At 65.5% G+C, this 13,574-nt stretch carries 11 protein-coding genes; 5 read left to right on the top strand and 6 right to left on the bottom strand.

Annotated features, from left to right (window positions below; all coding sequences use genetic code 11):
• Positions 1 to 25: 25 nt before the first annotated feature.
• Positions 26 to 3,412 (bottom strand): YhdP family protein, encoded by a 3,387-nt coding sequence (locus tag AKG11_RS11225; protein WP_050743938.1) that lies wholly within the window; start codon positions 3,410 to 3,412, stop codon positions 26 to 28.
• Between the two features lie 149 nt (positions 3,413 to 3,561).
• On the opposite strand from AKG11_RS11225, the gene AKG11_RS11220 reads away from it, so the two are divergent.
• The 5 genes from AKG11_RS11220 to AKG11_RS11200 all read left to right on the top strand — a co-directional run bounded on the left by AKG11_RS11220 (position 3,562) and on the right by AKG11_RS11200 (position 8,361).
• Complete coding sequence (locus tag AKG11_RS11220; RefSeq protein ID WP_050743937.1) at positions 3,562 to 4,050, top strand: peroxiredoxin; 489 nt, start codon at positions 3,562 to 3,564, stop codon at positions 4,048 to 4,050.
• A gap of 1 nt (position 4,051) precedes the next feature.
• On the top strand, positions 4,052 to 4,879 hold the full coding sequence (locus AKG11_RS11215) for a ferritin-like domain-containing protein (RefSeq protein ID WP_050743936.1): 828 nt from the start codon (positions 4,052 to 4,054) through the stop codon (positions 4,877 to 4,879).
• 95 nt (positions 4,880 to 4,974) lie between these two features.
• Entirely contained in the window at positions 4,975 to 6,261 is a 1,287-nt protein-coding gene (locus AKG11_RS11210) for a peptidoglycan DD-metalloendopeptidase family protein (protein ID WP_050743935.1), read from the top strand.
• Between the two features lie 192 nt (positions 6,262 to 6,453).
• Positions 6,454 to 7,941, top strand: a complete 1,488-nt coding sequence (locus AKG11_RS11205) for a DEAD/DEAH box helicase (RefSeq protein WP_050743934.1) — start codon at positions 6,454 to 6,456, stop codon at positions 7,939 to 7,941.
• Positions 7,942 to 7,950: 9 nt separating this feature from the next.
• Entirely contained in the window at positions 7,951 to 8,361 is a 411-nt protein-coding gene (locus AKG11_RS11200) for an NUDIX hydrolase (RefSeq protein WP_023514217.1), read from the top strand.
• A 30-nt stretch (positions 8,362 to 8,391) separates the two neighbouring features.
• On the opposite strand, the gene AKG11_RS11195 is transcribed toward AKG11_RS11200, so the two are convergent.
• The 5 genes from AKG11_RS11195 to AKG11_RS11175 form a co-directional block, all read right to left on the bottom strand.
• Positions 8,392 to 10,506, bottom strand: a complete 2,115-nt coding sequence (locus AKG11_RS11195) for a TonB-dependent receptor domain-containing protein (RefSeq protein ID WP_050743933.1) — start codon at positions 10,504 to 10,506, stop codon at positions 8,392 to 8,394.
• Between the two features lie 108 nt (positions 10,507 to 10,614).
• Positions 10,615 to 10,932, bottom strand: a complete 318-nt coding sequence (locus AKG11_RS11190; protein ID WP_023514215.1) for a TfoX/Sxy family protein — start codon at positions 10,930 to 10,932, stop codon at positions 10,615 to 10,617.
• Positions 10,933 to 10,935: 3 nt separating this feature from the next.
• A complete protein-coding gene (locus AKG11_RS11185; protein ID WP_050743932.1) occupies positions 10,936 to 12,546 on the bottom strand; it encodes an NTP transferase domain-containing protein in 1,611 nt (536 codons plus the stop codon).
• Positions 12,543 to 13,241 carry an XdhC family protein gene (locus AKG11_RS11180; RefSeq protein ID WP_050743931.1) on the bottom strand — a complete coding sequence of 233 codons (699 nt, stop codon included), beginning with the start codon at positions 13,239 to 13,241 and terminating at the stop codon, positions 12,543 to 12,545. The genes AKG11_RS11185 and AKG11_RS11180 overlap by 4 nt, the downstream gene beginning before the upstream one ends.
• A complete protein-coding gene (locus AKG11_RS11175; protein ID WP_023516916.1) occupies positions 13,241 to 13,567 on the bottom strand; it encodes an XdhC family protein in 327 nt (108 codons plus the stop codon). The genes AKG11_RS11180 and AKG11_RS11175 overlap by 1 nt, the downstream gene beginning before the upstream one ends.
• Positions 13,568 to 13,574 lie beyond the last annotated feature (7 nt).

Here is a 13,574-nt window from a genome sequence, read left to right as displayed (position 1 = left end):
CAAGGCCGCCTCCGGGCGGCCTTTTTCATTGGAATTCGAAAATGTTGCGGAAGACGCCGGGGGCGATGATCGACAGCGGGTTGATCGTCAGTTTCGGCTTGTCGAAGGGGCCGGAGAGCTTGAAGGTGATACCGATCAGGCCACGATCGTTGCCGTTGCCGAGGATGATGCCGATCAGCGGCAGCTCGGCGAACAGCCGGTTGAGGCCATAGGCCGGCATGAAGGTGCCCGTCATGTCCGTCCGGCCGTTGGCATCGCGCACCGTGCCCTGGAAGGTGGCGCCGACGGTTTCGCCGCGCACCACACCATTTTCGAGGCTCAGCGCACCGCCACCGGTGCGCACCTGGGCAAAGCCGCGGGAGAATTTCACGGCGCTGACGTCGATCTCGCGGCGCACCGCATCGTTGAGGCTGCGCCCGCTTTCTCCGGCCGGCGTCGAGACCAGCGAGCGCAGCCGCTCCTCGCCGACAAGCGCGAAGTTTCTGACATCGACGGATCCGCGCCAGATGCTGCCTGCCGTCTCGCGCAGGCGGACATTCAGGAGGCCGCCGCGCATGTGGCCATAGATATCGGCAAAGCGCGCGACGGCACCGGCATCGCCGCTGGTGAGCTGAATGGCATCCGAGGCGCCACTACTGGCAAGCTGCGCCACGACCGGCGCACCGCTCTTCGTCACCGCCGAAAGATCCACGCCGGAAATGCGGCTGCCTGCCGTGCTGTAGCGGAAGCTGACATTGGAGAGCGTTTCGCCATTGAAGCCGACAGCACGCGCGAGATCGGCCCGGATGGTAACGCTCTGTTTTTCGCCGCCACCGCCGGTCGGGTTCTTGAGACGCGCCAGCACGGCGCGCACATCGGCCGCCTCGCCGTCTGCCACGATCGTATAGCCGGACTTTCCGCGCTCCACCTTCACGCGAAAGCGGTCGTCCGCCGAAAGCCGGACGGTGGAGAAGTTTGCCGCATCGAGCCGCGCACCCCGGAAGGTGAGATTGCCCGCCACGCTGAAACCGTCGCCGGCAAAGCGGAAATCGGAGACGCGGGTGACACCCTCCTTCTTGTCGGCCGTCAACGTGATCTTGCCGCCGATGCCCGCGCCCTTGGTCCAGCCGATCCATGGAATGGAGACCGCGGCCGCACCGACATCTGCCTCCGCCGCCATAGGGCCGTCACCATCCTGTTCCAGCCGCACCCCGACCGGGCCTTCCACCACGTCGTCGAGGCCCGGCAGCAGCTTGCGACGGTCCCTGTTGTCGAGCGTGCCCGACAGCACCGTCTTGCGCTTGAAGCTCGCCGCCTTGCCGACGGGCTCGACCAGTTCGATGTCGAGCGTCACGCCGTCGATATCCCCCTTGGCCTTGAGGTCGGCCTTCTGCGGATCGATGGCGAGGAGACCGCGCAGGCCGGTGACAGCGCGCCCTGCAATCGGCTTGGCCACGTCGACATTGTCGAGCGTCAGGGCGGCCGTCCATTGTGGCGGCGGCGGATTGTGGGCGGAGATGACGCCGAAATGCGCCTTCACCTTCGCCTTCACCTGGCCGCTGAAATCGTCGGGCGCAAAGCCCGTCGCCGGCAGGGCGCGGATTGGCCGGTAGGTCACAAGTTCGGCAATCGCGTCGGCATTGCCGGCGACATCGATGTCCATGTCCGCCATCAGCGGCTTGGTATAATTGTCCGGCAGCACGAAGGTGCCGCCGGTCAGCCCGACGGAACGGCCGGACGGGAAGTAGGCTGTGCCGCCGTTGATTGTGATCTCCGTGCGCGGGCCACGGAGGCGGAATTTTCCCGACGTGTCGCGCAGCGGCGGGATTTCGCCGGCGACATTCATGCGCGCACCCTCGATGTCGAAGTCGATCTTCAGCTCCTCGGGGCCGAGATGCATCGGCACGCCCGGCAGACGCTCGCGGCCTTCGGCAAGATAGAATTCGATCCGGCCGTTGGTGACCGTGCCGCCGAAAATGTTCTTGATCACCCAGCTGCGCGCCGTCTTGGCCATCCAGAACGGCCAGAACTGCTTGACGGCCGCCGATTCCAGCTCGCTGGCAATCATGACGAAGCTGACCTCCGGCTCCCGGTCGCCGAACCGCATGGCGAGCGAGCCGGCGACATTGCCCTTCTCGCTGGAGACGGCCATTTCCTCGAACAGCAGGTTCTTCGTCTTCGGGAGATAGTAGCCGTTGACCTTGGCATCGAAATGGATCGGCGCCTCGCTGGAATCGACGGGACGGCTTACCGCATTGCTGAAGACGAGGTCGATGGCAAAGCCCTTGTCCGGCCGGTCGGAGACCCGATCAAGGTCGATCAGGCCGCCGGTGAACGGAAACCGCGACTGGCCGACGCCGGCATCCTGCGAGGCAAGCTCGATCGACCCCTTGTCGAAATTGTAGCCGACCTTGAGGGTGGACGGGCGCAGCTCCGCGGCAACGCCATCGCCGTAGACCGAGCCTGCGGCAAGCGCGACGTCGAGGCCGAGCACCGGCTTCGTATTGTCAGTCTCACGCACCGCATGGACCGAGACGTCCGCCGACGTGTCGACCCCAGCATGCACATTGCCGTTGACGTCATTGCCGAGCAGGAATTTTCCAAGCGCCACGTTGCGGATCGAGCCGTCCAGCATGCGCACCGATCCCGCGCCGCCCGAGGCGGTCAGGTCGATCTCCCCCTCGGCCCCGTCCATTGTGAAATGCCCGTCGATCGACATGGTGCCGTCGTCATCGCGGGTGAACTGCAGGCTGGCGATGGCCAGCGTCACCGGCTTGCCGCCCGGCCCCTGGAAGGTCGCGCCGAGGTCGGAAATCTTGACGGTCTCCATGCCGTTCGTGTCGATGAGGCGGCTGACGCCGTCGAGGCGTTCGAAGGTCGTTTCGAGATAGTCCGGCACGTCGGAAATGCGCAGCGCCGCCAGGTCGAGCGGCTTGCTCTTGGGCAGAAGCGCGGCATTGAACATCGCCCCGTCCACGTCGAGCCGCGAGACGGCGATACGGCCTGAGGCAAGCCCGAGCGGATCGAGCACAATGCCGATCGATTCGGTCGTCGCCAGCTCCTTGCCGGATTCGATCTCGACGATGCGGACATTCTCCGCCTTCAGCGCAAAACCGCTGAACCCGGCAAGCCGCAGCACGGTGTGGTCGACGGAGACACGGTACCGCGCGCCGAGCGCCTGGTTGAGCGCGGCGACGGCGCGTGCATTCAGCGTGTTGTCGAAAAGACCGGTCTCCACCAGGCCGATGATGACGGCGCCGAGAAACAGGACGAGCGCGATCGTTGCGGCAACGATACGGCAGGCGATACCGGTGCGGCTCGCCTCGACCGCGTGCAGGACGATGGGCTCGTGCGCCTGCGCGGACGGCAGTTCGTGCAGCGGAACGATGTCCTTCCTGCGGAACACGACCTTCTCGTCGCGGAGTTCTGCCATCGCGCGCTGGTTTCCTTTGCCCTTTGCGCAGCGTTATCCCATGGAATCGCTGCCTGCCGTCCGCTCGCCGCTGGACGATTCTGCCTGCCACTATATATGCGGGAGGCCGGCTCCCTGACTCAAAAAGCCGGCCAAAGAAAGGAAATCCCATGACAGAACTGGCCCCGGGCGCCGTTGCCCCGGACTTCACCCTTCCACGCGATGGCGGTGGAAGCATTTCCCTCTCGGCGATGCGCGGCCGGCCCGTCGTCCTGTTCTTCTACCCGAAGGATGACACGGAAGCCTGCACGACGGAAGCGAAGGATTTTACCGCCGCAAGGGCGGATTTCGAGGCGGCCGGCGTCGCCCTTGTCGGCCTTTCGCCCGATCCCGTGAAGAAGCACGACAAGTTCGTCAAGAAGCATGAACTCGGCGTTCCGCTCGCCTCGGACGAGAGCCTCCAGACGCTGGAAGCCTATGGGGTCTGGAAGGAAAAGAGCATGTATGGACGCACCTATATGGGCGTGGAGCGCACGACCATACTCGTTGACGCCGAAGGCGTGATCGCCGAGATCTGGCACAAGGTGAAGGTCAAGGGCCATGTCGAGGCCGTACTGGAAGCCGCTAAAAAGCTTTATATTTTCAAGGCAACAGTTTGAAATGACGGAACTTCCCCACATTGAAAGCCTTCGGGGCGGCACCACGGCGGCCATCGTGGCCGCCGACCTCGACCTGAAGACGGCGCTGGCGCAGGAGACGGCGCGCCGCTGGTTCGCCCGCACGCTTTCGATGCGCTCGCCGCTTGACCCGGCCCTGCCGGCGCGGCCGGGCCGACCGGAAAAGCCGGAACTCATTCCACCGAAACACATGGAAAAGCGTTCGTTGCACACGTTGAAGGGCCGCATCGCGCTTCTCCATGCCCTTGCCCATATCGAGCTCAACGCCGTCGACCTCGCGCTCGACATCGTCGCGCGCTTCACCACGGAGCGCGTGCCGCATTCCTTCTTCGACGGCTGGATGCAGGTGGCCTTCGAGGAGGCCAAGCACTTCCGCCTCATCCGTGACCGCCTGCGCGATCTCGGCGCCGACTATGGCGACCTGCCGGCCCATGACGGCCTCTGGCAGGCCGCGCACGACACGCGCAACGACTTGACCGCGCGCCTTGCCGTCGTGCCGCTTATCCTGGAAGCGCGCGGGCTCGATGTGACCCCGACGCTGCAGGCCAAGATGCGCGAGACCGGCGACGATGCCAGCGCCGATATCCTCGACATCATCTACAATGACGAGAAAGGCCACGTCGCGGTGGGCGCCAAATGGTTCCGCTTTCTCTGCGCCCGCGAGAAGAAGGATCCGTCGGCCACCTTCAAGGAACTGGTGCGCACGAATTTTCGCGGGCCGCTGAAGCCACCGTTCAACGATGTGGCCCGCGCCGAGGCAGGGCTGACACCCTCCTTCTATCGCGCGCTCGTTTCCGTCAGTCAAAGCTGATATTCCGGGGGCACGCCACCTCCGGGAAAGACTTTGTTAACCCTAACAATGTGTAATTCCCCGCACGAGACCTTAAAGAATCGGTCGGGGAGAAAATGGTGGCGGAGCGTCCTGAAAACCGCATCTTCGGAAAACGCGCGCAGCAGCATGTCGTGATCCTTGCGAGCGGCGACCGGATCCGTCACATGACCATCCGCCCCTGGATGACCGCTGTCACCTTCTGCTTTGCCGGCATGTTTACCGTCGGCTATCTCGCCGCCACGTCCTATCTCGTGCTGCGCGACGACCTGATCGGCGCCACCATGGCGCGCCAGGCCCGCATGCAGCACGACTACGAGGACCGCATCTCCGCGCTGCGCGCCCAGGTCGATCGCGTCACCAGCCGCCAGCTGCTCGATCAGCAGGTCGTCGAGGAAAAGGTCGAGAAGCTGATGCAGCAGCAGCTCGCTCTCTCCACGCGTCACGGCAAGCTCGACGCACTCCTGAACCGCACAGACAATGCCGGCACGGCGGCAACCGACACCGCCCCCCTCACCGGCGAGACGCCGGTCGTGGACGGGCGGCGGGCCGATGCGGCAGGCGCCATCAACGCCATCATGGGCATGACCGGCGCATCGCAGAAGACGACGCAGCTCGCCTATGCGGCGACCGGCGAATCAGTGGCCGACCGTGCCGACCGGCTCTTCTCGAAGGTCACGCTTTCGCTGAAGGACCTCGAACATGACCAGATCAGCCGCATCCAGTCTTTGACGACAGGCGCCTCGCAGACTGCGGATGCCATCCAGACCATCGTGCGCCGCACCGGCCTGGATGTCACCGACGAGGCAGCCGGGGGCGATTCGGAAACGGCGATCGGCGGCCCGTTCGTCGAGCCGGTGGACGTCACCGATCCGTTCGAGGCCTCGATCAACGATCTCGACACGGCGCTGGATCGCCTCGATACCGCGCGCCGTAGCGTGCGGAAATTGCCTTTCGGCAACCCCTCGCCCGCCAGCAGCATCACAAGCCGTTTCGGCAACCGCACCGACCCGTTCCTCGGCCGTCTCGCGCTGCATGCCGGCATCGATTTTCGCGCCGGCACGGGCACGGAAATCGGCGCAACCGGCGCGGGCACGGTCGTTGTCGCCGGGCGCAACGGTGGTTATGGCAACATGGTTGAAATCGATCACGGCAACGGCCTGAAGACGCGCTACGCCCACCTGTCCCGCGTTCTTGTCAAGATCGGCGACCACGTTGAAGCCTCCGCGCCCATCGGGCTTTCCGGCTCGACCGGCCGCTCCACCGGCCCGCATCTGCACTATGAGGTACGCCGCGACGGCAAGGCGCTCGACCCGATGCGTTTCCTCACTGCCGGCATGAAGCTGACGACTTATATGGATTGACGTTACGCGAGACGAAGCGGCTCCGCATGGCAAAAATATCGGCCATGGGCTTCAAATCGCTCGCCGATTTACCAAATTCGCTGAATTCCTTGACTTTCCGGCACTTTCGGCATATCTGCGCTGCATCCTCGCGGCGATAGGGCCGCTGAACCCATTGCGTTCGCAAGAACCGGAACGGAAACTGTTTTCCCTTTGACCACTTTTGCTGATCTTGGCCTGAGCCCGAAAGTCCTGTCCGCCGTCACCGATGCCGGGTACACGATCCCGACCCCGATCCAGGCTGGCGCCATTCCGCCGGCCCTCGCGCGGCGCGACATTCTCGGCATTGCCCAGACGGGCACCGGCAAGACCGCCTCCTTCGTTCTGCCGATGCTGACGCTCCTGGAAAAAGGCCGCGCCCGCGCCCGCATGCCGCGCACGCTCATCCTGGAGCCGACACGCGAGCTTGCCGCCCAGGTTGCAGAGAACTTCGAGAAGTACGGCAAGAACCACAAGCTGAATGTCGCCCTCCTCATCGGCGGTGTTTCCTTCGACGAGCAGGATCGCAAGCTGGAGCGTGGCGCCGACGTGCTGATCTGCACCCCCGGCCGCCTGCTCGACCATTGCGAGCGCGGCAAGCTGCTGATGACCGGCGTCGAGATCCTCGTCATCGACGAAGCCGACCGCATGCTCGACATGGGCTTCATCCCCGACATCGAGCGCATCGCCAAGCTGATCCCCTTCACCCGCCAGACGCTGTTCTTCTCGGCCACCATGCCGCCGGAAATCCAGAAATTGGCCGACCGCTTCCTGCAGAACCCGGAGCGTGTCGAGGTAGCCCCGCCGTCTTCCACGGCCAAGACCGTGACGCAGCGGCTCGTCGCCACGCACAGCAAGGACTATGAGAAGCGCGCGACGTTGCGCGATCTCATCCGCGCCCAGCAGGATCTCAAGAACGCGATCATCTTCTGCAACCGCAAGGTCGATGTGGCGGATCTCTTCCGTTCGCTCGATCGCCACGGCTTCTCCGTCGGCGCGCTGCACGGCGATATGGACCAGCGTTCGCGCATGACCATGCTTTCGAATTTCAAGGACGGCAACATCAAGCTGCTCGTCGCCTCCGATGTCGCCGCGCGCGGCCTCGATATTCCGGACGTGAGCCACGTCTTCAACTTCGACGTTCCGATCCATGCCGAGGACTATGTCCATCGCATCGGCCGCACCGGCCGTGCCGGCCGCTCGGGCGCCGCCTTCACTTTGGTCTCAAGGCGCGACACCAAGTTCGTCGACGCCATCGAAAAGCTGATCGACCAAAAGGTCGAGTGGCTGAGCGGCAATCTGGAAGAGCTGCCGCAACAGGTCGAAAGCGAGGAACGTCCTCGCAACGGCCGTGACCGCGGCGGTCGTGATCGCGACCGCTCCCGTGGCCGCAAGGGGGAAACCCGTTCGGCCGAGCCCCGTATCGAGACCAGCGAGACTGAAGAGAAGGTGGAAGCCGTGAAAGCTGAACGCAAGGCGGAAGGGCGGCCGCAGAATCCCGCTCGCAATCCGCGTGCCGCAAACCATAGTGCGCCGCGTCCGGCCAATGACGACAGCCGCGATCGCCGCAACCGCTACCGTCGCGACGAGGATGACGGTCCGACGCCGCTCGGCTTCGGCGACGAGGTTCCGGCCTTCATGCTGATCGCCGGCAAGGCCTGATCTTCCAGAATGTCCATTCCAGGCATCGATGTGCCAGGCCTCGGTTGCGGCCTGGCCATTTTGCGTGAGGGCAAGCTCCTGCTCTACCGGCGCCTGCGTGCGCCGGAAGCCGGCGCGTGGAACATCGTCGGCGGCAAGGTCGATCACATGGAACGCGCGCTCGATTCCGCCCGCCGCGAGGCGGAGGAGGAATCGGGGCTGACGATCGGCGCCGTCGATTTTCTCTGTGTTTCCGAACAGATCATCGTCGAGGAACGCCAGCACTGGCTGTCGCTTATCTATGTGACCGAGGACTTTTCCGGCGAGCCGCGCGTCATGGAGCCGGAAAAGCTGCCGGAATTCGGCTGGTTCGCTCTCGACGCCCTGCCCGAGCCGCTGTCGCGCTTCGCCAGAGATGCGGTGGCCGCGCTCCGCCGCTAACGGGTTTTGCCTGCCGGAGACCGGCCCGGATCAGAACCGGGCCGTCGCGCCGATGATGAAGGTGCGGCCGCGGCCGTTCTTGACGCCGCCATAATTGTCCATCAGGCCGGAATTCGCCTTCATATAGGTCGTGTCGAAGACGTTCTCGACATTGAAGAAGACTTTTGCATTCTCGCTGATCTGCCAGGAAGCGTGCGCGTCGAACAGCGTATAGGCGTCGACGTCGAAAGCCCTGTCCTGATTGATATAGGCCTGGCTGCTCTTGCCGACATAGCGCATCCGGCCGCCGACCGTGAGCGTTTCCTCCAGGAAGCGCATGCCGGCATCGATCGTCAGGAAATCGTCCGGCAGCCGTCCCGTATCGCTGCCGACGCCGGCGGCGGAGCCTTCCGGCTGGTTGGTGTCGGCAAGCGTCAGCGAGAAACCGGCATAGTAGCGGCCGGCATCGTAGCCGCCCTCCACTTCCAGCCCCTTCATCACGGTCGTGCCATCCACATTGACCCAGCGCGCCGCGCCATCCGTATCGATGGCATAGGTGATGTAGTCGCGGACGCGGTTGTGGAAATAGCCGATCTTCAGCCAGGCGGAATCGCCGGGTGTCAGAAGGTCATCCGTCGTCATGTTGACGCCGAGCTCCCAGCCTCTGCTCTTTTCGGGCAAGAGGTTCGGGTTGTTGTTGACCGGGTCGGAAGAGCCGTCGAAGCTGTGGCCACCGGGATAGAACATCTCGGCCGCCGTCGGCGGGCGGGCGGTGTGGGCGTAGGTCACGTAGGGCTGCAGCCATTCGAGCGGGCGGGCCGAAAGGGTGATCTTCGGGTTGAGGTCGCCGCCATCGCGCGACAACGTGTCCATCGGGCACGGATCGCCGCCGGCAGCACAGCCGTTCGTGCCCGGCGCGTCGTAGCCGCTGATGCCTTCGAGAGACCAGTAATCGTAGCGCAAGCCTCCGGTCAGGTCGAAGATACCGTGGGAGATCGTCGCCTCGCTGAAAACGCCAGCCTTCACCAGCGTTCCGTCCGGATTGGCGCCGCGCTTGGCGTTGCCCTCGTAGCGGTCGCGGCTGTAGGCGCCGCCATAGGTGAGCTTCAGCTCCGTTTCCTCGCCGAGGTCGAAGCGCATGCGGTTGGAGATGTCGAAGCCGGTCGTCGTGTTGGTGCCCTTGCGGCCGTCGAAGGTGCTGACATTGCCGTTGGTGCCGTCGAATTCGAGATCGGTGATGTTGAGATAGGCGTTGATCGAGAGGTCGATCAGGTCGCTGCCGGGCTGGTAGCGGTATTTCGCCGTATAGGTCTGGTTCTCGACGATCCAGTTGTAGCCGGAGCTGCCCGGCAGGAACTCGTTGCCATACCAGACGCCGCCGAGCGACAGCGTGTGATCGGAATTCGGCGACAGATTGACCTTGAAGAGGCCCGACTTCGGATGCTGGTCGCCGGCATTCGGGTAGAGGGTGCCCGAGCCGTTCTCGTAAGGGCTCTTCTTCGTGTCGCTGAGTGCGCCGACGATACTGATCTCGCCCTCGCCCATCCCGGTGCGTACGGCACCGCTGACAAGGCGCGAATAATCGAAGCCGTTGGTGCCGGCGCGCACCGAAGTCATCACACCATAGTCCTTGCCGGGCAGCAGCACGTCGTCGACGTCGAGCGTGCGGAAATTGGCGGCGCCCGCCAGCGTACCCATGCCCTCGGCGCCCGAGACCGCGCCGCGCGTCACGTCGACGCCGACCAGCATGTTCTGTTCGACATAGAGCAGGCTATCGAAGGTACCGCCGTGACCGGAGAGGTTGCTGAAGGTCTGCGGCACGCCGTCGATCATGCTGTTGACACGGCCCATGCCCTGCATGCCGCGGATGTTGACAGTGATACCCGGCTGGTCCGCCGGTTCGCGCGTGAACGTTCCCGGTGCCGAGCGCAGGACCTGCATCACGTCGCCGGCATAACGATCCTGGATCTTCTCGCGGTCGGCGGTCGAGACACCGGCCGGAACATCGACGATGCCGTCGCCGTCATTGTCGCCTTCCACATTGATCTGCTCGAGGTCCGTCGCTGTCGCGTCCTGCGCGGCTGCGGGATTGGCGGCTGCCAGCAGCGCAAGCGCCATGGCCGTGCCCGCAAGAAGCGCCGACGCGTGGAAACGAACCTTTTTCATGGAGACCTCACCGCACACTGCCCGCGCAATTTTGACGCGCGGACAGACCGGTAATGGACAACATGACAATGTAAGTCAAGTTTGAATGCCGCGTTTTCCGGCCTGCCGTTATTTCGCGCGCAGTGCCGCCTCATAGGCCCGGCGAACCCAGAGCGCCATGAGGTCGGGATCGTCGAAGGCCTCGTCGGGAACGGACCAGTAAGGCATCTTCACCGGCTTGCCGCTCTTGCCGTCGTAGAACCATTGGCGGCAGCCGGCCGCCGCGAAATCCGGCGCACTGATTTCGTCGGCCTTGAGCAGGATCTCGTCGTAGACCTCCAGCGCCAGGATGCGGCCCTGGTGGTAGATGCCCTTGCCACCGAACATGCGCTTGATCGTCACCGGTCCCAGCGCCTGGAACATTTCCTCGATCGCGTCCCGATCCATGCCCTACCCCTTCAGGACCCCGCCGGCGGCCAGCACCGCCTCCGGCGTGTCGACATCGATATGTGCCGCCGCGCCGATCTCCACATCGATGACATCGAGCCCGGTGCTCTCGACGATATGGCGCGCGCCGACATCGCCTTCAAGCTGCAGCATTGCGGCAAAGGTGGTACGCGGCAGCACAACGGGATTGCCGCGCTTTCCGCCGGAGACCGCCCGCACGACGGCATGGCCGCCGGCCGCGGCAAAGGCGTCGAGCAGCCGTCGCACGTCCTCACCGGTGACATGCGGCATGTCCGCCAGCATGACGGCGAGACCGTCGCAGCCCGGGCCGAGGGCGGCGACACCCGCGCGAAGCGATGTCGACATGCCCTGCGCGTGGTCGGGATTGCGCACGAGATCGACCTTAAGGCCGGATAGCTCCGCCTCCACCTCCTCCGCCCGGTGCCCCGTCACCACCAGCACGCGCGCCGGCCGCGCGGCCAGCGCCGCCTCCGTCGAGCGGCGGACGAGCGCCTTGCCGTCGAAGGCGGCGAGCAGCTTGTGGCTACCGTTCATGCGGCTGGCGCGGCCGGCGGCGAGCACCAGTGCTGCAACGCAGAGCGGCCGCTCCGCTGCGCGGACATCGCGCGGCTGCGGCCGGCTCGGAATTTCGGCGAGCAGGCCGCCGACGCCCATGCCGGTGATCTCCATGGGACCGGGCGTCTCGCCAGCGAGGATGCGGGCGAGGATCCAGTCGAAACCGTTTTCCTTGGGGCTGCGCGCGCAGCCGGGTGCGCCGATGACCGGCACCGCGCCCAAGCGGCCGAGGACCAGAAGGTTGCCGGGATCGACCGGCATGCCGACATGCTCGACCACGCCGCCGGCAGCCCGAATGGCCGCGGGGATCACGTCGTTGCCGTCGGTGACGGCGGAGGCGCCGAAGACCAGCACGAGGTCGTTGTCTGCCGCAGCCGTGCGGATCGCCTCGGCGACGCCGGCCGCCTTGTGCGGCACCCGCGCCTCGCCGGTCAGGCGGCTGCCGGAGGGATGGAGGCGCTGTTCGAGCAGCCGGCGCGTCTTGTCCATCACGGAGGGCTTCAGCGTCGGCAATTCCGTCGCGACCAGGGCGACGCGGCGGGGTGCGAACGGCTTGACCTCCAGCGCCCGGCTGGAGGCCATCACCGCCGCCGCCTTTCGCGCAAGGTCGCCGGCCACCGCCAGCGGAATGATCTTGATCGTCGCCACCATGTCGCCGGCCGCCACGCTGGCATGGTCCGGCAGCGTGGCGATGGTGATAGCCGGATCGACCCGGTTGAACCGGTCGATGGCAGCCCGGTCGGCGACAAAGAGCCCGTTGGCCGTGGCATGGAGGTTGATGCGCCCGGTTGTGGGCGGGCTGAAAGTCAGGTGATACGGCGGGATCGCCCCGGCGACCAGCGCGGCCGCCGCGTCCTCGTCGAGGTCGCCGGCTTCGAGGCGCACGGCGATGACGGTCGCGACGCCGGCGGCCAGCAGCCCGTCGCAGTCCGCCTGCGTCATCCCATGCCCCTTGCGCAGCGACAGGCCCTCGACACGCACGCCATGCGCCAGCCGCGCACCCACGGCCTCGGAAACCGGAACCTCCCCGAAGATCATGGGTGAGACTCGGCGAGCGGCCGGCGGCGCAGGTGTGCCACGATGTCGGCCAGGATGGCGACGGCGATCTCCGCCGGGCTGGCGGCGCCGATGTCGAGGCCGATAGGCGCCGAGATGCGGGCGATCTCCGCCTCGCCATGCCCCAGCGCCGTCAGGCGCTCCACGCGCTTGGCATGGGTCTTCCGGCTGCCGAGCGCGCCGACATAGAAACAGCCGGTGGACAGCGCCTGCGACAGCGGGAAGTCATCGATCTTCGGATCGTGCGTCACGGCGACAAGGGCAGTGTAGGCATCCAGCGGACGGGCCGCCAAAACATCCTCGGGCCAATCGGCGACAAGGTCGATGCCGGCAAAACGCGCCTCCGTCGCAAACGCGGTGCGCGGGTCGATGATGGTGATGTCGAAACCGGCGACACCGGCCATCTGCGCCAGCGCCTGGCTGATATGGACCGCGCCGATGGCGACGATGCGGGCGGGCGGCAGATGGACATTGAGAAAGAATTTTCGGTCCTCGACCTCCGCCAAAACGGACCGGCCGGAACGGAAAGCACCCGTGACCGCCTCGCCGAGCGGACCGGCGACCGGATCGCCCTCGCGAATCACCCGGTCGCGGCCGTCGCCGAGATCGGTGAGGTGGATGACGGCGCGACGGGCGGCACGTTCCGTGTTCAGCTTGCGCAGGAGATAGGGGTCCATCAGCCGACGCGCTCCACATAGACCCGGATACGCCCGCCGCAGGACAGGCCGACGCGCCAGGCGGTCTCGTCGGCGACGCCGAATTCCAGAAGACGCGGCTCGCCATCGGCGATCACCTCCATCGCCTCGCCGATGACAGCGCCCTCGACACAGCCGCCGGAGACCGAGCCGTGAAAATTGCCCTCGCCGTCGATCACCAGATGGCTGCCGACCGGGCGCGGCGCCGAACCCCAGGTCTCGATGACGGTGGCGAGGGCCACCATGCGCCCGTCGTCCATCCAGCGTTCCGCGATGGCCAGTGGATCGAGCACGTCGTTGGTTTCCATTTTCCCC

This window comes from Shinella sp. SUS2 (assembly GCF_001262505.1).
In the GTDB taxonomy this organism is placed as follows: Bacteria; Pseudomonadota; Alphaproteobacteria; order Rhizobiales; family Rhizobiaceae; genus Shinella.
The sequence above is the reverse complement of the archived record's forward strand: the minus strand, read 5'-3'. Positions and strand labels throughout refer to the sequence as shown.

Excerpts from the sequence above, each read along its gene's own strand:
- AKG11_RS11225 (WP_050743938.1), bottom strand. The coding sequence starts at position 3,412 with ATGGCAGAACTCCGCGACGAGAAGGTCGTGTTCCGCAGGAAGGACATC.
- AKG11_RS11220 (WP_050743937.1), top strand. The coding sequence starts at position 3,562 with ATGACAGAACTGGCCCCGGGCGCCGTTGCCCCGGACTTCACCCTTCCA.
- AKG11_RS11215 (WP_050743936.1), top strand. The coding sequence starts at position 4,052 with ATGACGGAACTTCCCCACATTGAAAGCCTTCGGGGCGGCACCACGGCG.
- AKG11_RS11210 (WP_050743935.1), top strand. The coding sequence starts at position 4,975 with ATGGTGGCGGAGCGTCCTGAAAACCGCATCTTCGGAAAACGCGCGCAG.
- AKG11_RS11200 (WP_023514217.1), top strand. The coding sequence starts at position 7,951 with ATGTCCATTCCAGGCATCGATGTGCCAGGCCTCGGTTGCGGCCTGGCC.
- AKG11_RS11195 (WP_050743933.1), bottom strand. The coding sequence starts at position 10,506 with ATGAAAAAGGTTCGTTTCCACGCGTCGGCGCTTCTTGCGGGCACGGCC.
- AKG11_RS11190 (WP_023514215.1), bottom strand. The coding sequence starts at position 10,932 with ATGGATCGGGACGCGATCGAGGAAATGTTCCAGGCGCTGGGACCGGTG.
- AKG11_RS11185 (WP_050743932.1), bottom strand. The coding sequence starts at position 12,546 with ATGATCTTCGGGGAGGTTCCGGTTTCCGAGGCCGTGGGTGCGCGGCTG.
- AKG11_RS11180 (WP_050743931.1), bottom strand. The coding sequence starts at position 13,241 with ATGGACCCCTATCTCCTGCGCAAGCTGAACACGGAACGTGCCGCCCGT.
- AKG11_RS11175 (WP_023516916.1), bottom strand. The coding sequence starts at position 13,567 with ATGGAAACCAACGACGTGCTCGATCCACTGGCCATCGCGGAACGCTGG.